This is a genomic window from Marinospirillum celere (genome assembly GCF_900112235.1).
Lineage (GTDB): Bacteria > Pseudomonadota > Gammaproteobacteria > Pseudomonadales > Halomonadaceae > Marinospirillum > Marinospirillum celere.
The window spans coordinates 818517-844224 of sequence record NZ_FOLH01000001.1; the positions used below are offsets into that span (position 1 = coordinate 818517).

The window sequence follows — 25708 nt, forward strand, 5'->3', positions numbered from 1 at the left end:
CTAGCGGATGCGTGTTTTTGTTAAGTACCTGGCTTTAATGCTCTTACTGTTGGCTTTGCCCGTCAGTGCTGAGGCCCGCAAACTCCTGTTTGCAGACGGTTATGGTGAAACTCCGGCAGAAGCCAGAGAAAACGCTCTTCAGGAGCTCTCTCAAACCGTGATTGCGGCCGTGGAATCAGACACTGAAAGCATTACCCGGGATGATGGCATTGAGTTCAGCAGTTCATTAAAAAACCGCATCCGTGTGCAATCCAGCTCTTATTTTCAAGGTGTTCGCTATTCAGAGCCCCGTGAAGAAAATGGTAGCTTTCGCATTCAGGCTCAATTGGATCGCAACGCGGTAATCAATACGGTCGAACACCTGTTGCGGGAACTCCGAACCGACCTGAACACCCTTAACCGCGCGCAAATAGAAGCCATTCAAGACCAGGCCACTTTTCTAATGGCTTTTAGCAACTACCTGCCCACCAATTTGGACCTGGATGCAGGCGAAGTCGTCAGTGAAGCCCAGGAAATACGTCAGCTGGCAACGCGTTACCTTAATTTTGGCCGTATTTCCTTCCAGCCCTCACCCAGTGATGCGCGAATTCGTATTGATGGTGAAACTCTAAGTGCCGGCGAAATGAAACTACTGCCACCCGGTAATTACACCTATGAGATCAGTGCAGACGGCTATCATACCAAGCAGGAAAGAGTTTATATCTCCCAGGGTGAGCGTCGCCGCCTGGAAGTCAGTCTCGTCCCCAGGCGCGACGGCAGCATTGCACTGCGCCTGGAAAACTCCGATAACCAATCCCTAATTACCGAAGCCAGGCGCGTTTTCAATCGCTACAGCATTCAGTATTCCGAGCAAGCGCCACAAGTCATCACTCTGGATGTACAACAGAACTTTGTCACTGAAATTTCCGGCATGAAAATCTACAATTTGCAAATTGCAGCGGAAGCCACAGTTGATGGTGAAGTACTCCTGGTACGCCGTGGCTCCCAACGCAATGTTGCTGAAAGCCAGATCGATGCACGTCTTAAAGCGATTACCCGGGCTTTGGTTGAAGCTATTTTGACTTCTGAAGAGGCCGAAAGCTTCTGGCAATAAGTCTATAAGGTTAAAGAACGGAATCAGCAGGTATCAAAACTAGGATGTTTTGTAATTTCTGTTAAAATACAAGTTACAAACATCTTATTAAGCACAATCAATGAACGGACTCCTGGATGTCAGCCAAACCCAAGTATCAAAAACTTTCGCTTGACCAATTAAAATGCGGAATGCATATCTGTAGGCTGGACACCGACAACCTAGCTGAACCCTTTGAGACCCAGTCCCTGATTTTCAGGGACCGCCAAACTTTTAGTAAAGAGTTCCCCCAGGTTCGTTCTGTTTATATTAAAGCCGACCCACCCAAGTCTCTGGAACCTCTTGACCCCAGCCGTAAACTCTACCTCAACCTGCGCCAGCAAATGGATCGGGTTATGAAGGATGTACGTCTGGGGAATGCCTTGCAGCCTAAGCGTATGCGACCAGTGCTTGAGCAGCTGATGGAAGGTGTTCTGCATGACAGCAAAAGCATGGGCTATCTCGCCCTGCTCAGAGAACATCAAGATGAACTGGTTGTCAAATCAGTCAATGTTGCCTTACTTAGCCTGGTTTTTGCCAAGCATATCGGCCTGCGACAAGATCAACTCCTACCCCTAGGCATGGGTGCCTTGCTTCATGCGTTGGGTCTGCTTGAAGTTCCTGCTGAAGTGCTCACCAAGACCCAGCCTTTAACTGAGCAGGAAAAACAACAGATTCGCCAATACCCTCGTCGTGGTTATGAATATCTACTGGCTCAGGGTTCTTTTGATGAACAAACCTTGGATATAGTGCTTCACCATCAAGAACGGATTAATGGCGAAGGCTACCCTGATCAGCTCAAAGGCCGGGATATAGGCTTTCTAGCCCGCCTGGTGGCGATTACATCGGTTTATGAGGCCCTAACCCGTACTCGCAGCTATGGACAGGCTCTCAGCCCTGCCACAGCCTTGGGACAACTCTATCGCTGGCGTTTCCATGATTTTGATAGTCGTCTGGTTGAAAAATTTATTCAAAGCCTGGGAGTTTATCCGCCGGGCTGCTTGGTTGAGCTCAATAACGGAGCCCTCGCCGTAGTTGATGCCACTAATTCCGATGAACCCTTAAGTCCTCAAGTCAAATTGCTGACTTGTCAGGAGCTCAAGCCTTTGCATAAGCAGGAAACGCTGGATTTATCTGCTAAGGCAAGCATTTCTATTCGCAAAGCACTGGATCCCAAAGAGCCGCGTCTGGAAAGCTTGCTTAAGGAGTTAATGCAAACTAATCCAGACTTCCCTGTCTGATCGTTACTTCTACTAACTCAAGCCTTGGGCGGCTGGGCATCAAATTGTTGACCTGTCACTCCCTTGCTGTCCGGTCCCATCAGATAATAATAGGTGGGCAGAATTTCTTCAGGTGTTCTTAGGCTTGCAGGGTTTTCACCCGGATAGGCTTTGGCGCGCATTTGGGTACGAGTGGCACCAGGATTCAAGGTATTGACGCGTACATTACTGATATTTTCCAGCTCTTCAGCCATAACCTGAGCCAAACCCTCAACTGCAAATTTTGAGCAGGCATAGGCACCCCAGAAGGCGCGCCCCTTCCTTCCGACTGAAGAAGAGGTGAGAATGACTGAAGCATCCTCAGATTCCTGCAATAAGGGAATCAAGGCCTGTAGCATCATCGTGGGGCCGTTAAAGTTCACCTGCATCACTTCTTGCCAAAGTGTTGGGCTATAACCCTGCAAGGGAGTAATTTTGCCCAGAATACCGGCATTGTGCAGAACACCATCCAAACGGCCAAACTCGTCATACAAACGATCGGCCATCTGCTGGTAATCAGGCCAGCTGGCTCCCTCAAAATTCAAAGGGTAGATGGCTGGCTCAGGGGCACCCAAGGCTTCAATCTCATCATAAACACTTTCCAGTTTACTAATCGTGCGCCCCAGCAAAATAACCGTTGCACCCTTGGACGCATAGCCTAAGGCAGCAGCTCGGCCAATACCATCGCCAGCACCTGTAACCAACACTATGCGGCCTTTCAACAGGTCATTCGTAGCCTGATAATCAAAATAACATTGCATGATAAGTCATGAGTCCAACTAAGAGTGTTAACGATTCAGCCAAGTACGAGCCAATTCGGCTGCAGGCTCGCGGGGATGTTCATTGATGATATTTTGCATCATCTCTTTGGCCTGATCTTCATTGCCATAGCGTGAATAGATCAAACCCAGTTTATATTTGGAGTCAGCAATTTTAAAACTGTCCTGATAACGCCGGACAACTGCTTCAAACATTTTTTCAGCATCCCGTGTCCTGTTTTGGGCCATATAGATCTCACCGATCCAATAATAACCATTACCCACTAAACGGGACTCAGGGTAATTTCTAATAAAATCCTGAAATGCCTTGATGGCCTCTTCAAATTTTCGTTCAGGCACCAGTTGGTAAGCCTTAGCGTAAGCTTCACGGTCAGTCAAACGACCTGAACCACCATTATTGGTACTACTGGGAAGAGGTTCGGATAGCTGTCGGTCCACTGCGGAGGAGTCCACAGCTCTTTCACTAGCTTGCTTGGACTCCTGACTTTCCAAGTCACCCAGGCGCTTACTGTGATCCTGTAGGCGCTCATCGAGATCAATATAGCGACGGCGCTGTTCATCCTGCATTTGTGACAGAGCTCTTTCCTGGCGTTCAACCTTATTACGCAGGTTTTGAACTTCCACTTGCAATTGTTCAAGCTGCATAAAAAGTTCCGCCTGAATAACTGCTGTATTGCGGTTATCTGCGCCTGCTTGCACACTCATTAAGCACAAAAATAAAAGTACACTGGCCAAAATAAAACGGGGGCCATAAATGGCCCCTGTTTTTACTCTGACACTTTGGCTGTCATAAATTGCTTTCACGCCAGAGATGTCCTGTTATCAGTAAATAAATTCAACACGACGATTTTTAGCATGGTCTTCACGAGTTTGAGCGTTACGAACCACTGGACGCTCTTCACCGTAGCTGACAACTTCCATTTGGTCACCGCTTACGCCCTGCAAAGACAGATAGCGCTGTACGGAGTTACCACGACGCTCACCTAGAGCCATGTTGTACTCACGAGTACCCCGCTCATCGGTGTGACCTTCCAGAACGACACGTGCATCTGGATTGGCTTGCAGGTAAGCCGCATGCGCATTCAGGTCGTCATAGAACTCGCTGCGAATGTTGGACTTATCAAAATCAAAGTAAATGGTCATTACTTCAGGACGTTGAACGGCATCGCGCGCTGCCGCTTCATCTTCCATTGCCTCAGCACGTGCAGCATCTTCATCACCAGCAGCTGCTGCTTCAGCATCATCAGATACATGTACTTCATCAGCAGTGACTTCATCCTCATCACCTGGCTGGGTAGCTGCACCGCCACCACAACCAGCAACCAAAGCAAGAATTGCTGCCAGAGCGAAAGGTTTGCTGTACTTCATCAGATCCATATCCTTCTCCCAATTTTTTAAGAAGATTTTAGTTATTCCACCAATGAGTCTAGCCCATTCGGTACGAAACTTTAACCGGTAATTTTCAAGCCTGTTAATTCAGGAAAGGTGACCAGGCCGGTTCCCTGACATCTCCCCTTTCTGCTGGTAATTCATAACGAATTCTGCCATCAGTAGAAACAACACCTAGAATACCCTGGTCATCTTGCATCAATGCATAGACAACCATACTACCGTTGGGCGCAACACTTGGCGATTCATCTAAAGGTGAGGTCGTCAAGGTCCTAAGTCTTCCTGTTTCCATATTAAGCGCAGCTACACTAAAGAGTCCACCTCCACTTTCCCGATGTATCATAAAAACTTCACTGCCATCAGGTGAGTAACGAGCTCGAGCATTGTAGTTGCCTTCAAAACTCACGCGCTTTATCTGGCCTGATTGCAAATTTACTTTATAAATCTGGGGTCCGCCACTTCTACTCGATGTAAAGATAAGATTTTTTCCATCGGGCGACCATGAGGGTTCAGTATCTATTGCGTAATGGTGAGTCACCCGAGTTAAGCGACGCTGTTCCAAATGGTAAATATAGATTTCCGGACTTCCATCCCGGGAGAGGGTCATTGCCAAGCGTGTACCATCCGGTGACCAAGCTGGTGAACTATTCAGCCCACGAAAATTCGTTAATTGATAGCGTTCACCAGTTGCCACTTCTTGAATAAAGATTGCAGGCCGACCCCGTTCAAAAGAAACATAAGCCAGCTTACTTCCATCCGGCGACCAGTCGGGCGACAAAATAGGCTCGCGTGAAGTCAAGATAGTGCGAGAGCGTTGTCCGTCAGCATCAGAAATATGCAGACGATAGCGGTACTCAGCACGTCCATCTAATTGTTCGGCAGTGACATAGGCTAGACGCGTGGAAAAAATCCCTTTCTGATCAGTCAGTTTTTCATAGATACGGTCACTGATAAAATGGGCTCGTGAACGCAGCTGTTCAGGTCGGGCAGTGACGGTTTCACCTAGTATTCTTTCCTGGCTGATCACATCAAAGAGTTCATAGGCAATCCTTAAGCGACCATCTTGCTCCTGAATAGAGCCTATTACCAGATAATTAGCATTGAGTAGCCGCCAATCCCGATAAATAACTTCTGAACCCCGGGAAGGTAAGCTAACCAGGTTCTCTCGGGGAACAGGAGCAAACAGCCCTGTTCTTTCCAGGTTATCGGCCAGAATTCTACCAACATCTTCCGGTAAAGCCCCTGATCCCTGCCAAGCAAAAGGAACAACAGCGATGGGAGTCGCTTGATCACTGCCTTGGGTAATCCGTATCGTCAGATTGGCATGCGCTTGAAGGCTGACTAATAACAGGATCAGAAGCAGTAAATGCACAGGTTTTAGAAACTTAAAAATCACAGTGCCAAATCCTCAGGTGAAAAGATCAGGTCAATAACTCGGAAAGCTTCTCTTTGCCGAGACTCCAACTGCAACAGGGGAAAGGGGGCTGCCCTTTCAATAGCCTGGATTGCTGAACGGTCAAAAGCCGCGTTTCCACTGGATTCGACCACTCTAATACCATCAGGTGCTAGTTCACCAGTCCCTAGCAAGCGAATTCTTATCAAAGCCTCCAAGTCACTGCTGGTTCCTGGTGGCCGGGTCCATTGACTGGCAATCAGATCAAAAATCACGCCTTCCATATTCGCAATGGCTTGAGCATCTCTTTCAGCCTGCTCTGCACGGGCTTCTTCACGCGCCCGTTGGGACTCTTCGCGAATTCTGGCTTCTTCTTCCCTTTGGCGTCGAGCCTCAGCTGCTCGCTCTTCTTCGACACGACGACGTATCTCTTCTTCCTGCTGACGCTGTTGCTCAGCTTCAGTTCGTGCCCTTTGCTCAGCTTCACGCTGACGTTGCAACTGCAGTTGACGCTGACGCTCTGCTTCCTGCTGGGCTTGGCGTTCAGCCTCTTGCTGGGCCTGCTCTTCTTGGCGGCGCTGCTCTTCTGCTCTACGCCTCGCTTCTTCCTGCTCCCTTTGGCGGCGTTGCTCTTCTGCCTCTCGCTGGCGCTGACGTTCCGCCTCTTGCTGACGCCTTCTTTCTGCTTCTCTTTGTTGCAGTTGGCGCTGGGCTTCAGCCTGGCGTGCGGCTTCTGCTGCACGTCGGGCATCTGCAGGGTCCTGAGCCACCACCTGAGCACGGATGATCTCAGGCGTCGGTTCCGGCATGCGGTCACGCATCTGACCACCTTGCCAGAAGAGGAGCGCTCCCGCCAACAGGTGCACACCCAGAGTAAGGACAACCGATAATGGCAGATTGGCAGGCTTCACCAACAACTCCCTAGCGATCTTCAGGTGGCTTGGAAATCAAACCAACCTGGGTCACACCAGCACCTTGCAAGCGGCTCATCAAAATCACCACCTCACCATAGGCAACCCGCCGATCCCCTCGAACCAAGACCGGCAAGTCGGGATTTTGACGCTTGAAGCGAGCCACTTGATCAATCAATTCTTCCAAGGTCAGGGCATCATCTGAGTCAGCCCCTCTTTCCAGGTAATAATTACCCTCAGCATCCAGAGCCACGACCAGGGGTTCATTTTGTTCATCAGTTTGGATGGGTTCAGAAGTCACTTCGGGCAGCTCTACATCGACCCCTTGAGTCAAAATAGGTGCGGTGACCATAAAAATAACCAGAAGCACCAGCATTACGTCAATGTAGGGCAGAACATTGACTTCAGAAATTGGCGGCTTTGGAGGGCTGCGACGTAACCTTTGCTTGCGCATTTTCAGCTTTCCTAATCCGCTTTCTTGGTAATCAGGCTGCGGTGCAAAATACCTGAAAACTCATCGGCAAAGTTTTCATAATGATTTAGCAGGCTTTCACTGGAAGCAATGTAGCGGTTATAAGCAATCACCGAAGGTATGGCTACAAATAGGCCCATAGCCGTTGTCATCAGTGCTTCTGCCATACCTGGAGCTACCACTGCAAAGGTCGCCTGCTGAACACCCGCCAGACTTTTGAAGGCTTCCATAATGCCCCAGACAGTCCCAAAGAGGCCAATATGCGGGCTCACCGAGCCGATGGTTGCTAACAGCGGCAGGCCAGAATGCAGGCGATCCTGCTCTTCCGCCAGGGCAATGCGCATGGAGCGTTCAACACCCTCAAGAATGGGCTCAGGATCCGTGGTTTTCTGACGGATGCGATTGAAGGTTTTAAAGCCTGAATAGATCACTCTTTCAGCACCCTGGACTTCATAAGGGTCGGTATCTCTAAAAAGTTCGTTTAATTCTATGCCGGACCAGAACCTCTCTCTGAACTCATCGTGCGCTTCCTTGGCAACACGAAATACCTGCCAACGTTGGAAAATTGAGATCCAGGAAATAATAGAGCCCGCCAGCAGGGCTATCATCAAAAACTGAATAAAGAAGCTGGCCTGAAAGACCATTTTCCAGAAAGTTAGCTCTTGCAACTTGGACTCCTTGAAACTTCAATCAATAAAATTCTTAACTGGCTACTCTGGTCAGGGCAGCAATCATGTCTTTGGGTAAACGACAAGGCTTCAAACGACTTCGATCAACACAGGCTACGTCGACCCTGGCTTGACAAAGAAGTTCCGCGCCACGGCTTACCTGCTGTAAAAAAGTCAGTTTGGCACCTTTTGCACTTTCCAGTTGCACATCAACGTCCAAAAAGTCATCCAGACGTGCGGGTTGTAAATAGTCAGTTTCAACCCGTCGCACGACAAAAAGCACATCCAGAGTCGACTGATCCCAACCCAAGGTGCGCAACCATTCTGTTCTGGCTCTTTCCATGAATTTCAGGTAGTTAACGTAGTAAACAATACCACCTGCGTCGGTATCTTCATAGTAGACACGAATAGGCAAGCAAAAGCGCTTGTCACCGAATGACGACATTTCATTCTCCACTTAATCAGGCGCTGTTAAACCAAAGTGCAGCCAGGCCAATTGAGTGACCTGCCGCCCGCGCGCTGTGCGCATCATAAAGCCCTGCTGAATGAGATAAGGCTCCAGCACTTCTTCAATGGTGTCCCGGGATTCGGAAATGGCTGCAGCCAGGCTTTCCACGCCCACTGGCCCCCCGGCAAATTTTTCCATCATCGCCAGCAACAAACGCCTATCCATATGATCCAGACCATGAGTATCGACATTCAGTAGATTCAACGCCAAGTCAGCCAATTCCTTGGTAATCGAGCCATCAGATTTTACCTCAGCAAAATCCCTGACCCGGCGCAGCAAACGGTTGGCAATGCGCGGCGTTCCCCGGGAGCGTCGGGCAATTTCTTCTGCCCCACCCTGATCGGCTTGCAGGCCTAGAAGCTTGGCTGAACGAGTCACTATGCCCGTCAGATCTGCCACGGAATAAAACTCCAGACGCTGGACGATGCCAAAACGATCGCGCAAAGGAGCCGTCAACAAACCGGCTCGGGTTGTCGCACCGACAAGGGTAAAAGGGGGTAAATCAAGCTTAATGGAACGAGCTGCCGGGCCTTCACCAATCATGATATCCAATTGGTAGTCTTCCATCGCTGGATAGAGCACTTCTTCAACAGCAGGGTTCAGGCGATGGATTTCATCAATGAAAAGTACATCCCCTTCTTCCAGGTTGGTTAGCATGGCCGCCAGGTCACCCGCTTTTTCCATCACCGGGCCTGAGGTGCTTTTAATATGCACGCCCATTTCTTCGGCAATAATATTCGCCAAAGTGGTTTTACCAAGGCCGGGCGGCCCAAAGATCAGGGTGTGGTCCAGGGCTTCTTTACGACCCCGCGCAGCACTGATGAAGATCTCCATCTGCTCGCGCACCTGGGGCTGACCGGTATACTCAGCAAGGCGCTTGGGGCGGATGGCATGGTCCTGGTTGGATTCCTGCGGCAGGCTTTCTGCTACTACAAGGCGGTCGCTTTCAATCACGGCAGGGGGCTTCCTGTAAGCTGGCAAATTCAGGAGAGCATTCTAACAGAGAAACAGGCTATTCAGCTTTTTTGTAATCTTCAACCAGTTGCCAGGCCAGAGCAAAATCCTCTTCACTGACATAAACCCGGGCAAAGCCTGTTGGTGCCATTTCACCGATAGCACCGTGCAGGTAATGACCATCGACATAGACTTCAAGGTGGCGCGAACGCAGCATACCCGCCACGATATGGGCTTCCAGAATATCACTAGCTTCATAAACCAGTTGCATTAGCGGCTAACACTTTGCAGTGCAGCTTTGATCAGGGCTTGGGTATCCTTACCTTCCGGGTCTATACCTGAAAGGGCGCGACTGGCCTCGGTGGGCTTGTAACCCAAAGCAATAAGCGCTGCTTCAGCTTCAGCACGGTGATCTGTTTTGGGTTGCTGGGCATCCATGGGCAGTTCCAGTTTGGCCATCTGCTGAGGCTGCCAGCTTTTCAAGCGATCCTTAAGATCAACCAGCAGGCGCTCGGCAGTTTTCTTGCCGATACCAGGAACACGGGTCAGCGACTGCAAGTCACCTTCCTGAATCACTGTTAACAGCTGTCTGGATTCCAGGGATGAAAGAATAGCTAGAGCCACCTTGGGACCAATACCGCTGACTTTAATGAGCTCACGAAACAATTGCCGATCTTCCAGGCGGGCAAAGCCATACAGCAGATTGGCATCTTCACGAATGACTTGGTGAATCCACAAGGTCAGAGGTTCATTCAGTGCAGGCAGGCCAGCAAAGACCGACAAGGGCAAGTCCACCTCATAACCCACACCCTGAACATCCAGGATCACCCAGGAAGGCTGCTTTTCGGCCAATACGCCCTGCAAACGTCCAATCATTTTGTTTCCTTAGCTTCAAGCTTGTCTTTGTCTTCAATACTTAAAAACACCGGTAGATGCAGGTGCCAGTGAATCGCCGCCAGGCGCAAACCCAAGACTACGCCCATCGCCAACAGAGTATTAAAGGTTTCCCAGGAATCCGGTAGAAACCATGTCAGATTGACATAAACAAAGGCCCCAGCCATAACCGCTGTGGCATAGATTTCTTTTTCAAAAATCATCGGTTTAACGGCTGTCAGTACATCCCGCACAATACCACCGAAAACGGCCGTCATCACCCCAGTGACAACTGCAATCATAGGAGGATGTCCCAGCGAAAGGGCAACATTGGCACCGATCACCGTGAATACCGCCAGGCCGATGGCATCGGCTACCTGAATCGCCCGATGGGGAAAGCGGATCTTGCGGGCCAAGGCAAAGACAATCACCGAGGTAATAAAAGTCAGGGTGATATAGAGAGTATCCTGCACCCAGAACACCGGTAAACGCCCCAGAATCAAATCCCGCAGGGTGCCACCACCGATAGCAGTGACTGTGCCAACCACCACCACACCAAAAAGGTCTAGGCGACGCTTAGCAGCAGCCAAGACCCCGGCAATCGCAAAGACCACGGTACCAAAAAGGTCCAAAGAAAAAATAAACAGGGGAAGATCAAAGTTCATCAGGAAGATCGCTTGGTTCGTTTAGCCAGACTGGCCGGATCAAAGTGCCGCCAGCTACTGCCTTTTTTACTGGCACCTAGCTGACCAGAAAGGGCAACCAGACCACTGGCGGTATAGGCATGGCAAAGGGCTATGGCCAGGGCATCAGCCGCATCGGCCTGGGGAGTCGCCGAGAGCTTAAGGAGTGACTTAACCATATGCTGGACTTGGCTTTTATCCGCCCCGCCCCGCCCAGTCACGGCCAGCTTGACCTCCTTGGCGGAGTATTCACTGAGCTCAAGGCCGTGATTGGCAACACAAACAATCGCCGTACCCCGTGCCTGCCCCAGCTTCAGGGCTGAATCGGCATTTTTGGCCATAAAAACCTGCTCAATCGCTACCTGATCAGGCTGATACTGCACCACCAGCTCGGCTATACCGGCATAGATTTGTGCCAGTTTCTGAGCCAGAGTATCGGCCTGGATGCGAATACAGCCACTGGCGTGATAGTGCATCTGGCTGCCCTCGGCATGGATCAGACCGTAACCGGTGATGCGCGAGCCAGGGTCAATACCCAGAATAAGCATCATTCACTACTACGCTAGATGCTACTGCGTTAAAATTTCTCTCAGATTGCTCATTTACTCGATGTAAACTCCGCTTCTTCGAGAAATTTTGCCTTGTATCCTCGGCGCTCGTTTCGTTCATTAACTCTTTCAATTCAGCTGCTCCATTACAGCATCACTGAAATCGGCGTTGGAGTAGACTTCCTGGACATCATCCAGGTCTTCCAACATATCAACCAGTTTGAGCACCTTTTGGGCCAACTCAACATCAGTGATTTCCGAGTAGGTATCTGGCAACATGGAAACCTCCGCTGAAGCCGGCTCAAAACCTGCTTCCGCCAACGCATCCTTGACGGCACCGAAGTTGGCAGGGTCTGTAAAGATATCCAGGCCACCATCGACGTTAGTCACTAAGTCTTCAGCCCCGCCTTCCAGCGCCGCCTCCATAACATCTTCTTCACCAATATCGGCATTGAAGCTAATGCGGCCACGCTTGTTAAACAAGTAAGCGACGGAACCAGAAGTGCCCAGATTACCGCCCGTTTTGGTAAACGCATGGCGCACATCAGAAACAGTACGGTTTTTGTTATCCGTAACACAGTCGACCAAGACAGCAACGCCGCCGGGGCCATAACCCTCATAAACCACTTCTTCCATGTTATCAGCATCATTAGTGCCGGCACCCCGGGCAATTGCCCTTTCAATGGTGTCTTTGGTCATATTATTGGACAGAGCCTTGTCCACGGCAGCACGCAAGCGGGGGTTGTCAGCTGGCTCAGGACCACCGGCCCGGGCAGCCACGGTCAGCTCCCGGATCAACTTGGTAAAAATCTTGCCCCGCTTGGCATCCTGCGCCGCCTTACGATGCTTGATATTGGCCCATTTACTATGACCTGCCATTGACGTTCTCCAACCTAACTATTGATTTACCAGAAGTCTGTCGGCTTCGCGACAAGGTTGCCCCACCGCGATCTGGGGCTTCACTTTTGCAAGACAGCCTGCTTTTCGAGTGACTATACCTCCCTGAGTATAAACACTCGCGCTTTACATCCCTGTAAAGCTGGTCGCAGGCAATCTTGCCGTGAAGCGAGCCACTAGAAGGAGCTGACTTTTTATTCTTCAGCCTGAGGCTTGGCGCGCAAGCGCAGGTTGAGTTCTTTCAACTGCGCTTGGCTGACTTCACCCGGTGCATCGGTCATAACACAAGCTGCTGACTGGGTTTTCGGGAAGGCAATGACTTCACGAATGGATTTGGCACCGGTCATCAGCATCATCAGGCGATCCAGGCCAAAGGCCAGGCCACCATGCGGGGGCGCACCAAATTTTAGGGCATCCAGCAGGAAGCCGAACTTCTCTTGCTGTTCCGCTTCATCAATACCCAGCACATCAAATACGGCTTCCTGCATTTTCTGATCATGGATACGAATGGAACCACCACCCAGCTCAGTGCCATTGAGCACCATGTCATAGGCACGCGACAGCTGCCCGCCTGGGCTGGCTTTCAACTCTTCAGGACTACAGAGAGGTGCCGTAAAGGGGTGATGCAGTGCACTCAGGCTACCGTCATCCTCTTCTTCAAACATGGGGAAGTCGACAACCCAAAGAGGTGCCCAGTCTGCAGTGTAGAGGTTTAGGTCTTCACCCAGCTTGCAGCGCAGCGCGCCCAGGGCTTCATTAACAATCTTGGTCTTGTCAGCACCAAAGAAGATAATATCGCCATCTTCTGCACCGACACGCGCCAGCAGTTCATCAACCACGCCTTCCATAAATTTAACAATGGGTGATTGCAAGCCCTCCAGCCCTTTGGCTTTCTCATTAACCTTAATCCAGGCCAGGCCACGCGCACCATAAATACCAACAAATTTGGTGTAGTCATCAATTTGTTTGCGTGACAGCTCGGCACCACCTTTAACCTTCAGGGCAGCAACCCGCCCCCTGGGGTCCGTTGCAGGGCCAGAGAAGACCTTGAAATCAACGCCTTGCATCAAATCATCCACATCCACCAGCTCCAATGGAATGCGCAGGTCGGGTTTGTCAGAACCATAGCGGTTCATGGCCTCGGAATAAGGCATGCGCGGGAAATCACCCAGATCAACATCCTTGGACTCTTTAAAGATCTTACGAATCAAACCTTCAGCCACGCCCATGATGTCATCTTCGTTAACAAAAGAGGCTTCGAGGTCGATTTGGGTAAATTCAGGCTGACGGTCAGCACGCAGATCTTCGTCACGGAAGCATTTGGCAATCTGGTAGTAGCGATCAAAACCGGACACCATTAACAGCTGTTTAAACAGCTGGGGTGATTGAGGCAAGGCAAAAAAGTGGTTTTGATGGGTACGACTGGGCACCAGATAGTCCCTGGCCCCTTCGGGGGTGGCACGGGTCAGGATCGGGGTTTCGATATCCAGAAAACCCTGGTCTTCCAGATAGTTGCGTATCTGGTGGGTCACGCGTGAACGAAAACGCAGCTTTTCCGCCATTTCTGGACGACGCAGGTCAACATAGCGATATTTCAAGCGCACTTCTTCACCGACCTTGCCATGCTCATCAAGCTGGAAAGGTGGCGTTTCTGCGCTATTCAGTACTTCAACTTCCTTAGCCAAGACCTCAATTTCCCCGGTTGGCATATTGGTGTTGACAGTACCTTCGGGGCGATGACGTACGCGCCCTTTGATCTTGAGCACATATTCGTTGCGAGCACGGTCGGCCAGAGCAAAGGCTTCTTCAGTATCCGGATCAACCACTACCTGAGCCAAACCATTACGGTCCCTGAGATCCAGGAAAATAACCCCACCATGATCACGGCGGCGGTGGACCCAGCCGCAGAGTTCAACTTCCTGATCCAGATGACTTGTGTTCAAGTCGCCACAGTAATGGCTGCGCATAGAAAAAATTCCTGTTAACGAGAGGTTCGAAGATAAAATTCAAAAAACAAAAAGCAGGGCCAAGGCCCTGCAAAAAGGTTAAGACCTGTTCAGGCTGCCGGGGCAGCCGAAGTGCCTGAGTCACTTTTCGAGGAGGAGCCGCCTGAATCGGCCAGATTCTTTTTGCTACCGCTCTTAAAGTCGGTTTCATACCAACCGCCACCGGCCAGACGAAAACCCGCCGCCGAAATCTGACGGCTTAACTCAGGTTGCTTGCACTGAGGACACTCTTTCGAGGGTTCTTCACTCATCTTGTGCATGATTTCCAAATGGTGACCACAGGCCTGGCACTGATATTCGTAAATGGGCATGGCTTTTTGCCTCAACTGCAAAGGGTTAAACTCAAGGTAAAGCTTAAAATAAGCAGAATATTAAATAGGGCAGCAAGCAGCCCATTTCAAGGGGCAGCATTATAGCCTAGAGACGCCCCCTTACGCCAAGGTCTCTGCACCCACAGCCACTTCTGCCTGAGCCTGGTCACTATCCAAGCGCTCCCAAAGGCGTTCCACCAAGGGTTTGTGCACCAGCGTACAGCGGTAAAGGCGTATTTCCAAAGGGATAATCCATTGCTCACTGCCGCAAATCACCAGCTTGCCTTCAGCTAACTCTCTTTCCACGCTAAGACGCGGTATCCAGGCAACGCCTCGCCCCTGCAAAGCCATTCCTTTCAGCCCTTCGGCCATGGCCGTTTCATAAACCGTCTTGAATTGCAGACCTACAGGTTTCTGACGCAAGAGGAGGCGCAAAGATCTTTCCAGAAAGGCACCCTGAGTATAAGCCAAGAGAGGAACTTCCTGCTCTTGATTGCTATCAAGTGAGTAGAGTGAGCGACCTGTAGCGGCAGGCGCACATACAGGCAACATTTCGGTGCCACCCATACGCAAAGAAGGAAAGTGGGCGTGATCCAGCTGCAGGGTCCCCAAGGGGTCATGGTAGGCCAGCATTAAATCGCAACGGCCTTCCCGAAGAGCATGGGTTGCTTCACCGACATTCATGGCGGTCATACGGGAATTAATTTCGCCCACCACTTTTTGCAATTTATCCAGCCATTGGGGGAAAAAGTTAAACGCCAAGGAGTGGGCAACCGTAAATTCCAGCAATTGGATAGCCGCAGGATCCAAGCCTCGCAAATGACGCAAGGCCTCACCCAATTGCTCAACGACATTACGTGCGGTGATCAAAAACAGCTGGCCATCTGCGGTCAATTCGAGGGGGGATTTGCCTCTATCTACCAGGGTACAGCCAACTGACCTTTCCAGGGACTGGATACGGCGACTGAATGCTGGCTGGGTGACAAAACGTCGCTTGGCCGCTTGCGAAAAACTGCGCGTGGCAGCCAAAGCGACAAAGTCTTCTAGCCATTTAACTTCTAGGTTCACAAGGTTATCTCAAAAAAAAAGAAATATTTTAACCGATTCAGCACCAAATAAGTGCGCTGGTAACAAGAATTTGTTCTTCTAAAGAGCGACTTGTTATAGTATACCGCTCGCTGAGTTGCTTATTATCTGCAGGTTTCCACCCTCGCCAGGATCATGATTTAGGTTGCCAATGCTCAAACGCCTCTTAACCTACCCCAGCCTTAAGGCACCTTTGCTCACTCTGGGCAGTGTCTTGGCGGTATCTTTGCTGCTGCTTTACTGGCTGGGAACACCTGCTGAGGAAGAACAAATACCCCCCTCTGATCAAGAAGTCATGGCGGCACTGGAAGCAACCGATTTCCACAATGCCCTGATTCCACCCTTGTCACCACCGCCTGACTGGGACCAATATACTCTACAGCAGGGCGACCGTTTGTCGCACCTCTGGCAGCAAAAGTGGCATCTACCTCTGGGCACCCTTTATCAGCTGCTTGACCAGGAAGGCGCCAGCCACCTTAACCGAATTCATCCGGGCCAGCATATTGAATGGTTGGCCAGCAGGGATGGCCAGTTGTTAGTCCTGCGGGTATGGCGCAACCGTGCTGAAGGCGTGGAATGGCAACGTGAAGCACAGGGTTTCAGCTTCAATGAGCTGTCAACTCAACGTGAAGTGCGCCTCCTGCGTTTGGAAGGCACCCTAAATGGCGTATTATCTAACAGCTTGCGCGAAATGCCTGAAATTGCAGGACAGGAAGGCGCTATAGCTGCTGCTCTTGACCGCCATCTACCACTACGCCGTGACGCCCGGGATGGTGATACCTTCAGTCTGCTGATCGAACAAGAATGGTTAACCGGTGACCCTTCACCCTACTCCACCCGTCTATTGGCTTTTGACTACAGCGGCCAACGTATGCAAATTCGAGCTGCCCGCCATCAAGGTGATGGCCGCTTCTACACACCTGAAGGTGAAAGCCTGATTCCACCCTTCAACCGTATCCCCTTGGTGCAGCGGTATAGAATCAGCTCTCACTTTAACCTGAGTCGTCGCCACCCAATTACTGGTCGAGTCACTCCTCACCACGGTACTGACTTTGCCACCCCAACAGGAACCACTGTTGTTTCACCCGCCGATGGCCGTGTGGTTAGACGCGGCTGGCACCCTTTTGGTGGCAACTACCTGGTCATCGACCATGGCCAAGGTTATACCACCCGCTACCTGCATTTACACCGCTTTCTGGTCAATCGTGGGGATAGCGTAAAGCGAGGTCAACGTATTGCCCAAACCGGTAATACAGGACGCAGCACTGGACCCCATTTGCATTATGAACTCCACATCAATGGCCGCCCAGTCGATGCCATGCGGGTTGAACTGCCTAGTGTAGAACGCCTGGATAATGAAGACTTGGAAGACTTCAAAAAGCATAGTGAAAAGCTATTTGCAGGCCTGGACAACCAATTAATGCTGGAGGAACTGGCTTTATTGCTTCCCCGACAAAACAATTAACACAGATTACTCAAGAGTAAAAAACACTTAAATCAAAGGTACAGAACATTCATGCGCGCTTCACAATTGCTTATTGCCACCCTAAAAGAAACTCCCAATGATGCTCAGGTTATCAGCCATCAGCTGATGCTGAGAGCGGGCCTGGTACGCAGCCTCGGTTCTGGCCTTTACACCTGGTTACCTCTGGGATTGCGCACCCTACGCAAGGTAGAGCGGATTGTTCGTGAAGAAATGGATAAATCAGGTGCTCAGGAAGTCCTAATGCCCGGCGTACAACCGGCTGAACTCTGGCAGGAGTCCGGTCGCTGGGATGAATATGGCAAGGAATTGCTGCGCCTACAGGACCGCCACAGCCGGGATTTTTGTGTTGGCCCCACCCACGAAGAGGTAATTACCGACCTGGTTCGCAAAGAACTGCGCTCTTATAAGCAGCTGCCTGCCAATTTTTACCAAATCCAGACCAAGTTCCGTGATGAAATTCGTCCCCGCTTTGGCATCATGCGTGCCCGTGAATTCATCATGAAAGACGCTTACTCCTTCCACCTCAACCAGGAGTCTCTGGTAGAAACCTATGAGGTGATGCATCGCACCTACAGTAATATCTTTACCCGCCTGGGCCTGGATTTTCGCCCGGTGATTGCGGACAACGGCTCTATTGGCGGCACCGGCTCCCATGAATTCCATGTTCTAGCAGATTCCGGCGAAGACGATATTGTTTTTTCCGATACCTCAGATTACGCCGCCAACATCGAAAAAGCTGAAGCTCTACCGCGTGAAACTGAGCGTAGCCAGGCTAAAGAAGAACTACGACTGGTGGATACACCCGATGCCAAAACCATTGCCCAGTTGGTAGAACAATTTGGCCTGCCGATTGAGAAAACTGTTAAAACTCTGGTGGTGAAAGCTGCCGAAGGCGGCCTGATCGCGCTGATTATCCGTGGCGACCATGAACTCAATGAAATCAAGGCCAGCAATCTGCCACAGGTCGCCAGCCCGCTGGAAATGGCGACTGACGAAGAAATCAAGGCGGCCATAGGTGCGGGCCCTGGATCACTGGGACCGATCAAACTACCTATCCCCTGTATTATTGATCGCTCGGTCGAAAAAATGAGTGATTTTGGTGCCGGTGCCAACATTGATGGCCAACACTACTTTGGAATCAACTGGGAAAGAGACCTACCCCTGCCCGAAGTCGCCGACCTGCGTAACGTTGTTGAAGGTGACCCCAGCCCCGACGGCCAGGGCAAGCTGCTGATTAAGCGTGGTATCGAAGTGGGGCATATTTTCCAGCTGGGTACCAAGTATTCCGAAGCCATGAACGCGACAGTGCTGGATGAAAATGGCAAGTCCGTACCCATGATCATGGGCTGCTACGGCATCGGCGTGACCCGCATCGTTGCTTCTGCTATCGAACAAAACCATGACGATGCAGGCATTATCTGGCCGAATGCCATCGCGCCTTTTGAAGTCGCGCTGGTGCCCATGAATGCGCACAAGTCCGAACTAGTCCGCGACACTTCAGAGAAGCTTTATCAGGAACTGACGGCAGCAGGCATTGATGTGCTGCTGGATGATCGTGATGAGCGCCCTGGCTCCAAGTTCGCTGATCTGGAATTGATTGGCATCCCCCACCGGATTGTGATTGGTGAGCGTAGCCTGAAAAATGGTGAACTGGAATACAAGGGTCGCCGTGATAGCGAAGCGAGCATGGTTCCTGCCGAGGAAATTCTTGCCTTCATCCAACAGCAGCTCGGTAACGTCTAATCAAGCTGGGGCAGCAGTCATCTCAAGGGTGGCTGCTGATCAGCTGAACACAAAACGTCCGAGATAATAGGCCGTCCCTACAAAAGCAAGACCAAAAACCACTACCAGATTTAAGCGAATGGAATCCGTTTTTCGCTTGCTGCGAAGACTACTCAAAAACAAGCCTATTGCCGATAAGACCATGATGATTACCAGCAAAAAAACAGCGTAGCGAAAGGTTTCGGCATCCCAGTTGGGATCGATGACAATTCCCTGCCAGCGTTCAATAAAGGTTTCCACTTCCGGCCGGGCTCGATCAATCAAGAAAAAAACCGGTATCATCAGAATCCAGGAAACCGCCCCCAAAACTGAAATACTATGCAACACTGGGTCCTTGCCCTTGCGCCTTTCAGGCCCTTCGTATCTTTTCTTCCAACGTTCACTTTCAAGCACCGTTCCTCTCCCCTAGCAATCAGCCTGCATCAACCGATGATAAGCCAAAAACCTGCTCAGGCCTATATGTATGTTTTTGTTAACAAACCTGAGCCAGCTCAAGCTTTATCTACAAAATATCGGCCTCAGGCTTTAATTTAATGTTCAAATAATGTAAAAGTTTGTTCACATCTGAATCTCAAATAAAAAACAAGGAAGAGTTTCACGTGCTTCGATTACAAACCAAAACGCTGCTGGCATTAGCATCGGTCATGTTGACACTAACGCTGGTCATCACTCTGGCCAGTCTCGCTTCCTTCCGGGACTTTTCAATCAGGGCAGCAACCGAGCATACACGAACAGCTGCAGAAATGATCCGCGTGGCGCTGACTGAATCCATGCTCAACGGCACCATGCACAAACGAGACTCTCTTTTGCAGCGCATTGCCCAGGTCGACGGCCTTGATGAAGTCAGGGTCATTCGTGGCAACTTGGTCGAAGAACAGTTTGGCAACGGTCTGGCGATAGAAACCAACCCTGACTCTATTGACTTCCAGGTTCTACAAACAGGAGAACCTGTTTATACCTTGATCGGTGGACGCTTATCACCTGAGTTTCGTGCCACTATTCCTTATGTTGCAACCAGCAAGGGTGATGTCAATTGCCTGAACTGCCATGCAGTTCCGGAAGGTTCAGTATTAGGAGCCGTGACCTTAACCGCCTCCATCGACCATATGCGCACAGCAGCAATCATGACGGTCTCGGCGCTCATCCTTGCGGTTATCATTTTTGCACTTATTTCATTAGCCTTCTTACGCCGGATGCTTCAGCCCTTGGTAACCACAGCCCACGAAATTGAAGGTGCTGTCAAAAAAGCCAAAGAGGGGGATTTCAGTGTTCGTGTGACCCAACGCAGTAATGATGAAATCGGTGCTATAGCTCAGCACTTCAATAGTCTTGCTGACGGCATCGTCTGTAAACTGACAGAAATACGCCGTAATGTTGCTCACCTGGTTCAATCCAGTCCCCGCCAAAAGGGCGATCTCCTGGCAGACACGGCTGAAACAGTTTCAGGACTGGTCAAGGTTGCCCAGTTTAAGCAAGCCATTGAAGAAGACGAAACCAGTGAAGAGGTTTTTCAAAGGATTTCTGAAGTTGTCCGGGATGTGTTTCATTTCCCCAACTACTCCATCTATGAAGTGGATCACAATAGGAAAGTTATCAACACCATGGATGTCGATGGTATCGCCCAGGCACCCACTTACTGGTGTAATCCAGATATCAATGAAAAGTGTACCGCCTGTCGGGCAGTGCGTACCGGCCATGCCATTGATGGCAGAGAAAACAGCCTGATTTGCCGCTCTTTCTCTATAGAAGCACGCCAAAGCAACAGGACCTACCTTTGCCTGCCTGTGATTCAGTCAGGGGGTGTCGGCAGTGTCGTTCAGCTGGTTTTAAATACCCCTGCAGAAGTCGAGCAGGCAGAAGCGGCTCGTCCCTTACTTGAATCCTATCTGCGCGAAGCAGCTCCCGTACTTCAAGCCAAACGCTTGATGGCCAGTCTGCGTGAATCGACTTTGAATGATGCTATGACAGGTTTACGCAACCGGCGTTTCCTTGAAGAATATTCGGATACGCTGGTCAATCAGTGCAAGCGGCGCGAAAGCGCGATGACACTGATCATGCTAGACCTGGATTACTTCAAAACCGTCAATGACACCTATGGTCATGATGTCGGTGATACCATCCTGATCGATCTGGCCAACATTTTTAAAGCCAACGTTAGAGAATCGGATCTGATCATTCGCTATGGCGGCGAAGAATTCCTGATCATTCTTCTCGACACCGATGCCGAGGCTGGCTTTCAGGTTGCCGAAAAAATTCGCAAGGCGGTGGAAAGCCATCAATTTAATGCTGGTAGTGTACTTCTCAACAAAACCATCTCCGCAGGACTGGCCGACTTTCCCAATGATGGTCAGGCATTTTGGCAGGTACTTAAATTTGCTGATGTTTCCCTGTATGCTGCCAAGGATGGTGGGCGTAATCAGGTCGTTCGTTTTACGCCTGATCTTTGGGTGGGAACCGAGAAATACTAGGAGATGCTTTGCTATCCTATCTTGAACGCTTAACTCAGCGGCTGGCTTGGTTACGGCCAGCCAGCCTGGTCTTAGCACTTATAGGTTTGGCCGTCGTTACTTTTAGCCTACTAGTCTCCAGCTACCAGCACCTGCTGATACCCGGCACGCTGTTGCTGCTCTGGTCACTTTTGGCCTACAGTTTTCTGACCCTCTTTCGTAACCTGCCTCCAGCCCAGAGCAGTCTGGGTTTACTGGCACGAATTAAAAACAAGCTGGCCAGAGGGTTTTATTGGCTGCTGGCCTGTATTTTTGTCTTCCTGTCATTGGGTATTTTCGGGATTACACTAAGAGGCCTGGTCATTTTCTTTAGTGGGTAAAAATGATCCGGCAGGCGTGACCTGGGCTCCAACTGGCGCGTGTTCTTATAGGGCATCTTCATAAACCCGGACACACCCAGGCCTGTAATCTGTGGAATAGCCGCCTTGATTCTTTCCAGGCAACCCACAAATTCTGCCTCCCGCTCAGCGTCCAAAAGCACATAATAACTGTGTACTTTCAAATGCCTGGGCAGCACCTCAAAGATAATCAAGCCTGTGTGCCTGATAGTATTCAAACGGGCAATCTCATCCAAAATGGCTGCTGGCAACTGTAAAAGCTCATCAGGATCATCACCGTCTTCAAAATAGGAGTGACTACGACTGGGGTCTTCTACTGCAGGAGCCGGATGAATTTCGTAAGGAAGCTGCCAATCAGCACCGGGAACAAAGGGCTCGGAAGGGTCTTTCCTTTCCAGGTGACGGGTGGAGCGTGCATCGAACATACAGCATTTAAAGACCGCATTGGGTCTATCTATCGCCTGAGCCAAGGTGACCAAATTATTAACCGAATCAATAAAGGATTTTTTAAGGGCTGGATCATGGAGCTTTAAACTGGAATCAACCAGAATCCCTTTCTCCTTCCAGTGAATCGCCAAGCCACCCAGCAAGGGATAGCGCCCTAGACGACTAACTGCTGCCAGAAAGGCTTTTTCCGTATCCCCCATGCCGTGCATAAAGTTGCGATAGTATTTATCCAGTTCCACATCATCCACCCCCACTAGGGCAGTCAAATCCACCTGTTCTTGGCGCAGAAAACTCTTACGGGAGCTATAAACCACGGTTTCCAGATCTTCAAAATCCTCACTGACCCAAACCGGCAGGTCTGGCTTCATTTCGGGCTCTTCCAGATCATTCAAAACCCAGCGCTTTAGGTGATGAGCCTGAGACAAGAGGCGATCACCTGCCTGATAACGTACCTCACGATCGCCTTCCAGAAGTGCTTGAAGGGTTTCAGCAAAAACCTGGGGCAAACCCAAGGCCGTTGCAGGGATCGCCTGGTAGCCATAGCGACAGGATTGTGCTGAAGCCAAAGCATAAAGGGTAGCGGCCATGCCCTGTTCATCAAAACGCGGTGAACTTAACTGGCCATTGAGCTGTTCTTCGCCAATGAAAAAGACATCACCCAGACGCGCATTGGTTTCCTCACCCTGACTGGCCAAACCTAGAGCACTCGTTCCGACTGGCTGGCCTTTGGCATCGAGTTGGGCAAAAACACTGGACCCCCAATCCACCAGTTTGATGGTTTCGGTTTCTGGATCAAAGACCAAATTGGAAGGTTTGATATCACCATGAACGATAGGTGCCAGCTGCTGATTTTCCTGATAACTTCTCAGAGTTTTCAGCACTTCCACCAACTGCCAAGCAATTTTAAGAACCAAACGGGGTGCAAGGCGACCACACTGAAGTGACAAGGCTTCCAGATCCTTGCCCTTCGCCCTTTCCATCACTAAAACGGATTGACGGGCCAGACGTGCATATTCATACAAACGGGGAATATAGGGATGGATTACACGACCCTGCATCCAGGCTTCTTCTTCCAAACGGTCCTGGACCTTTCGAGGCAGATTAATGCGAGAGAATTTAAAAACATAATCCAAGCCGGTTTCAGAGCGACCACCAAATACAAAACCAAAAGCACCCTTGCCCACCAATTCGATACCTGTAAAGCCCAGTTGTGCCAACTGATCCTCACAGAGTTGTATCCAGTCCTTAATTTTGCGAGCATCTTCATGACTCATCAAATAAATGGACTGCTCTTCATTAATATAGAACTGCTGCAGCAAAGACGTTGGTGCTGTCATAGACCACTCATAAATTGAACCTTGAACAGAGGTTTCGTTCTTATTGATGAATACTAACCCTAAAACCACCCGGAAAGCACTGTGCCTTTATTTGCAAGTATAAAATGGTTTTTACGTAGTCTGCTGGTTGTCACTGTCTTTTTGCTAGGTCCCCTGCTCATGGTCGCCTGTGCAGGCTCACAGAATACGTCGCATTGGTCTCAGGCAAGCCGCGATAGCTCAGGAGTAGCTCCCAAGCCGGAAGAGGTAGAGGAAGCCCTGGTCCAGGTGTATGCCGCCCGTGTTTTTGGCTGGCGAGGTAATTTTGCAGTACACACCTGGATAGCCACCAAAGAAGAAGGCGCCGACACCTGGTATGTGCATGAAGTCATGGGCTGGCATTCCACGCCGGTACGTTCCTTACCCGACCTTCCCGATCGTTTTTGGTATGGCGCCCAGCCTGAATTGTTGGCTGAATTGCGCGGTGATCAAGCCGCTGCAGCCATTCCCCATATTCTCGATGCGGTGCAAACCTATCCTTATCCAGATCGCTATGAAGCCTGGCCAGGCCCCAACAGCAATACCTTTGTTGCCTGGTTGATCAGAGAAACACCGCAACTGCGTGTCGTGCTGCCCAATACAGCCATCGGTAAGGATTACCCGGCTACGGCAGGTTTTAATCGTTCTCCGCGCGCAACTGGCTTTCAGGCTTCCTTATTTGGCTATCTGGGTGTCACCGCAGGCATTCATGAAGGGCTGGAGGTCAACCTCTTGGGCTTAAACCTGGGCATCGACCCCTGGCATTTGGGGGTCAAACTACCCGGCATCGGGCAACTCAGTATGCGTGATCCCTGGGCTATTCCAGAACCCTCGCCTCTAGCCCCCACTGAAGCTGCAGCTCACTTAGCTGACTAGATCCAAGCGCCGAGTGGGCCAATGCAGCCTTGCTGTACGTTGAATCATTTTCTTGGCTAATTCCGGCTGTTGCTCCTGAATAACCTGAGCAGCAAAATCAGCCATAAACCTGGCTTTTAACTCAGCACGGGCGGCATCAGGCCCAGGCTCCATGTAAGGAGCCGATGACAGCAGCAAGAAACCATCATCCGGGATGCGCCCCTGTTCCATATTGCTGCGAATAATGCCTGCAGCCTTGAGTATCGGGTCTGAAAGATCCGGGCTATAAGGCCCGATAATCAAAGCCACATTGGGAGCATGTAAAAAATCAAAACCCCGCCCAACACAAATCATCCATTCCCGATGCTCTATGTCCAGGTGACGTTGTAGCGCACGCATTTCCTGGCTGTGTTGAATATTACCTTCAACCAGAGGTAAAAGATCATGACGTACCTGGGATGGCATATCTGGCAATAGCTGTTGCAGTTTTTGAGGAATACCGGGTAAATCAGACTCCTCTAAACTAGACAAATCCAACAAATCACCTTGGGTACTGTGCAGAATCAGGGCATCTTCATCGGTTTCAAAACCACACACCAGGGGATAAACCGTCTGATGATCCCGACCAAAAATGGCTTCTACCTGGTTACGTATATCCTGGGCATGCTCCATCGCTGCTTCTTTATTGCAGTTAAAGCCAGCACACCCCCGTGATTTATCACCCTTGGAGTAGTGATAAGTGATGATGATAAGCACGCGGCGACCGGCATTAATCGCTTCCATAACACTGCTTTCCAAAAGATCGCCCATATAGGGCCAGCCAAGATCAAAAATGCCGCCCAGATTACGAAAAGGTCGAATAATACCCAAGGGGGTCCGCGTAGCATGGGGCAAATGCAAGCGTCCATCCATACACTTGAGGGCAATAATATGGGTCGGGTGCTCCGCCATATAACGCTGACGGGCCAGATAGTTTTCAGGGTCACAAAACTGGTCAGAATGGTTGCGACTCAAGTTCATCAACCAATCAAGCCGTTCTTGGATAGGCTGCGTATGGATCTCACCTGGCATTATTTTTATTCTCCCCTGG

General features: G+C 50.4%; 27 protein-coding genes. 7 read left to right on the forward strand and 20 right to left on the reverse strand.

Translation table 11 applies throughout. The features are described 5' to 3' along the window. Positions 1 to 7: 7 nt before the first annotated feature. Together BM185_RS03865 and BM185_RS03870 are read left to right on the forward strand one after the other, a co-directional pair. On the forward strand, positions 8 to 1093 hold the full coding sequence (locus tag BM185_RS03865) for a PEGA domain-containing protein (protein ID WP_091959492.1): 1086 nt from the start codon (positions 8 to 10) through the stop codon (positions 1091 to 1093). Between the two features lie 170 nt (positions 1094 to 1263). Next, positions 1264 to 2352, forward strand: coding sequence for an HD-GYP domain-containing protein (locus tag BM185_RS03870; RefSeq protein ID WP_177203466.1), 1089 nt, complete (start codon positions 1264 to 1266; stop codon positions 2350 to 2352). Positions 2353 to 2369: 17 nt separating this feature from the next. Here the strand turns inward: BM185_RS03870 and BM185_RS03875 are convergent, their stop codons facing one another. The 17 genes from BM185_RS03875 to BM185_RS03955 all read right to left on the reverse strand — a co-directional run bounded on the left by BM185_RS03875 (position 2370) and on the right by BM185_RS03955 (position 15830). After that, positions 2370 to 3131: a YciK family oxidoreductase gene (locus BM185_RS03875; protein ID WP_091959498.1), complete on the reverse strand. Its 762-nt coding sequence runs from the start codon at positions 3129 to 3131 to the stop codon at positions 2370 to 2372. A gap of 27 nt (positions 3132 to 3158) precedes the next feature. Next, positions 3159 to 3953, reverse strand: coding sequence for a tol-pal system protein YbgF (gene ybgF, locus BM185_RS03880; RefSeq protein WP_091959500.1), 795 nt, complete (start codon positions 3951 to 3953; stop codon positions 3159 to 3161). Positions 3954 to 3971: 18 nt separating this feature from the next. After that, on the reverse strand, positions 3972 to 4526 hold the full coding sequence (gene pal / locus BM185_RS03885) for a peptidoglycan-associated lipoprotein Pal (RefSeq protein WP_245751673.1): 555 nt from the start codon (positions 4524 to 4526) through the stop codon (positions 3972 to 3974). Between the two features lie 94 nt (positions 4527 to 4620). Next, positions 4621 to 5934, reverse strand: coding sequence for a Tol-Pal system beta propeller repeat protein TolB (gene tolB, locus BM185_RS03890; RefSeq protein WP_245751675.1), 1314 nt, complete (start codon positions 5932 to 5934; stop codon positions 4621 to 4623). Continuing rightward, the gene (tolA, locus tag BM185_RS03895; protein WP_091959503.1) at positions 5931 to 6842 is read right to left on the reverse strand and encodes a cell envelope integrity protein TolA; all 912 of its coding nucleotides are present in this window, start codon (positions 6840 to 6842) and stop codon (positions 5931 to 5933) included. Before tolA ends, tolB begins: the two co-directional genes overlap by 4 nt. Before the next feature lie 10 nt (positions 6843 to 6852). Continuing rightward, a complete protein-coding gene (tolR, locus tag BM185_RS03900; protein WP_091959506.1) occupies positions 6853 to 7296 on the reverse strand; it encodes a protein TolR in 444 nt (147 codons plus the stop codon). Positions 7297 to 7307: 11 nt separating this feature from the next. Continuing rightward, on the reverse strand, positions 7308 to 7982 hold the full coding sequence (tolQ, locus tag BM185_RS03905) for a protein TolQ (protein ID WP_245751676.1): 675 nt from the start codon (positions 7980 to 7982) through the stop codon (positions 7308 to 7310). 34 nt (positions 7983 to 8016) lie between these two features. Further along, positions 8017 to 8427 carry a tol-pal system-associated acyl-CoA thioesterase gene (gene ybgC, locus BM185_RS03910; RefSeq protein ID WP_091959509.1) on the reverse strand — a complete coding sequence of 137 codons (411 nt, stop codon included), beginning with the start codon at positions 8425 to 8427 and terminating at the stop codon, positions 8017 to 8019. 12 nt (positions 8428 to 8439) lie between these two features. Beyond that, complete coding sequence (gene ruvB / locus BM185_RS03915) at positions 8440 to 9444, reverse strand: Holliday junction branch migration DNA helicase RuvB (RefSeq protein ID WP_091959512.1); 1005 nt, start codon at positions 9442 to 9444, stop codon at positions 8440 to 8442. A 58-nt stretch (positions 9445 to 9502) separates the two neighbouring features. Further along, positions 9503 to 9715: a putative signal transducing protein gene (locus tag BM185_RS03920; RefSeq protein WP_091959515.1), complete on the reverse strand. Its 213-nt coding sequence runs from the start codon at positions 9713 to 9715 to the stop codon at positions 9503 to 9505. Beyond that, positions 9715 to 10320, reverse strand: coding sequence for a Holliday junction branch migration protein RuvA (ruvA, locus tag BM185_RS03925; RefSeq protein WP_091959517.1), 606 nt, complete (start codon positions 10318 to 10320; stop codon positions 9715 to 9717). Before ruvA ends, BM185_RS03920 begins: the two co-directional genes overlap by 1 nt. Continuing rightward, entirely contained in the window at positions 10317 to 10982 is a 666-nt protein-coding gene (locus tag BM185_RS03930) for a trimeric intracellular cation channel family protein (RefSeq protein ID WP_091959520.1), read from the reverse strand. The genes ruvA and BM185_RS03930 overlap by 4 nt, the downstream gene beginning before the upstream one ends. Then, entirely contained in the window at positions 10982 to 11548 is a 567-nt protein-coding gene (gene ruvC, locus BM185_RS03935; protein ID WP_218149384.1) for a crossover junction endodeoxyribonuclease RuvC, read from the reverse strand. The genes BM185_RS03930 and ruvC overlap by 1 nt, the downstream gene beginning before the upstream one ends. Positions 11549 to 11677: 129 nt before the next feature. Next, positions 11678 to 12427 carry a YebC/PmpR family DNA-binding transcriptional regulator gene (locus BM185_RS03940; protein ID WP_091959526.1) on the reverse strand — a complete coding sequence of 250 codons (750 nt, stop codon included), beginning with the start codon at positions 12425 to 12427 and terminating at the stop codon, positions 11678 to 11680. Positions 12428 to 12639: 212 nt separating this feature from the next. Next, a complete protein-coding gene (gene aspS / locus BM185_RS03945) occupies positions 12640 to 14412 on the reverse strand; it encodes an aspartate--tRNA ligase (RefSeq protein ID WP_091959529.1) in 1773 nt (590 codons plus the stop codon). A gap of 89 nt (positions 14413 to 14501) precedes the next feature. After that, positions 14502 to 14762 (reverse strand): FmdB family zinc ribbon protein, encoded by a 261-nt coding sequence (locus BM185_RS03950; protein ID WP_091959532.1) that lies wholly within the window; start codon positions 14760 to 14762, stop codon positions 14502 to 14504. Between the two features lie 120 nt (positions 14763 to 14882). Continuing rightward, the gene (locus BM185_RS03955) at positions 14883 to 15830 is read right to left on the reverse strand and encodes a LysR substrate-binding domain-containing protein (RefSeq protein WP_091959535.1); all 948 of its coding nucleotides are present in this window, start codon (positions 15828 to 15830) and stop codon (positions 14883 to 14885) included. Positions 15831 to 15999: 169 nt separating this feature from the next. On the opposite strand from BM185_RS03955, the gene BM185_RS03960 reads away from it, so the two are divergent. Further along, positions 16000 to 17313: a peptidoglycan DD-metalloendopeptidase family protein gene (locus BM185_RS03960; protein ID WP_091959538.1), complete on the forward strand. Its 1314-nt coding sequence runs from the start codon at positions 16000 to 16002 to the stop codon at positions 17311 to 17313. A 51-nt stretch (positions 17314 to 17364) separates the two neighbouring features. Then, a complete protein-coding gene (locus tag BM185_RS03965; RefSeq protein WP_091959540.1) occupies positions 17365 to 19077 on the forward strand; it encodes a proline--tRNA ligase in 1713 nt (570 codons plus the stop codon). Positions 19078 to 19116: 39 nt separating this feature from the next. Here BM185_RS03965 and BM185_RS03970 read toward each other — a convergent pair whose 3' ends face one another. Further along, a complete protein-coding gene (locus BM185_RS03970; protein ID WP_091959543.1) occupies positions 19117 to 19509 on the reverse strand; it encodes a hypothetical protein in 393 nt (130 codons plus the stop codon). Positions 19510 to 19715: 206 nt separating this feature from the next. Between BM185_RS03970 and BM185_RS03975 the strand changes: the two genes are divergently transcribed. Together BM185_RS03975 and BM185_RS03980 are read left to right on the forward strand one after the other, a co-directional pair. Next, positions 19716 to 21584, forward strand: a complete 1869-nt coding sequence (locus tag BM185_RS03975) for a diguanylate cyclase (protein ID WP_091959546.1) — start codon at positions 19716 to 19718, stop codon at positions 21582 to 21584. An 8-nt stretch (positions 21585 to 21592) separates the two neighbouring features. Continuing rightward, positions 21593 to 21943, forward strand: coding sequence for a hypothetical protein (locus tag BM185_RS03980; protein WP_091959549.1), 351 nt, complete (start codon positions 21593 to 21595; stop codon positions 21941 to 21943). Here the strand turns inward: BM185_RS03980 and BM185_RS03985 are convergent. After that, entirely contained in the window at positions 21853 to 23745 is a 1893-nt protein-coding gene (locus BM185_RS03985) for a protein kinase domain-containing protein (protein ID WP_091959552.1), read from the reverse strand. The genes BM185_RS03980 and BM185_RS03985 overlap by 91 nt on opposite strands. A gap of 159 nt (positions 23746 to 23904) precedes the next feature. Between BM185_RS03985 and BM185_RS03990 the strand changes: the two genes are divergently transcribed. Beyond that, on the forward strand, positions 23905 to 24639 hold the full coding sequence (locus BM185_RS03990) for a DUF3750 domain-containing protein (RefSeq protein ID WP_091959933.1): 735 nt from the start codon (positions 23905 to 23907) through the stop codon (positions 24637 to 24639). Here the strand turns inward: BM185_RS03990 and BM185_RS03995 are convergent. Further along, positions 24628 to 25689, reverse strand: a complete 1062-nt coding sequence (locus tag BM185_RS03995; RefSeq protein WP_091959555.1) for a carboxysome shell carbonic anhydrase domain-containg protein — start codon at positions 25687 to 25689, stop codon at positions 24628 to 24630. The two genes, BM185_RS03990 and BM185_RS03995, sit on opposite strands and share 12 nt — an antisense overlap. Between the last annotated feature and the right edge of the window lie 19 nt (positions 25690 to 25708).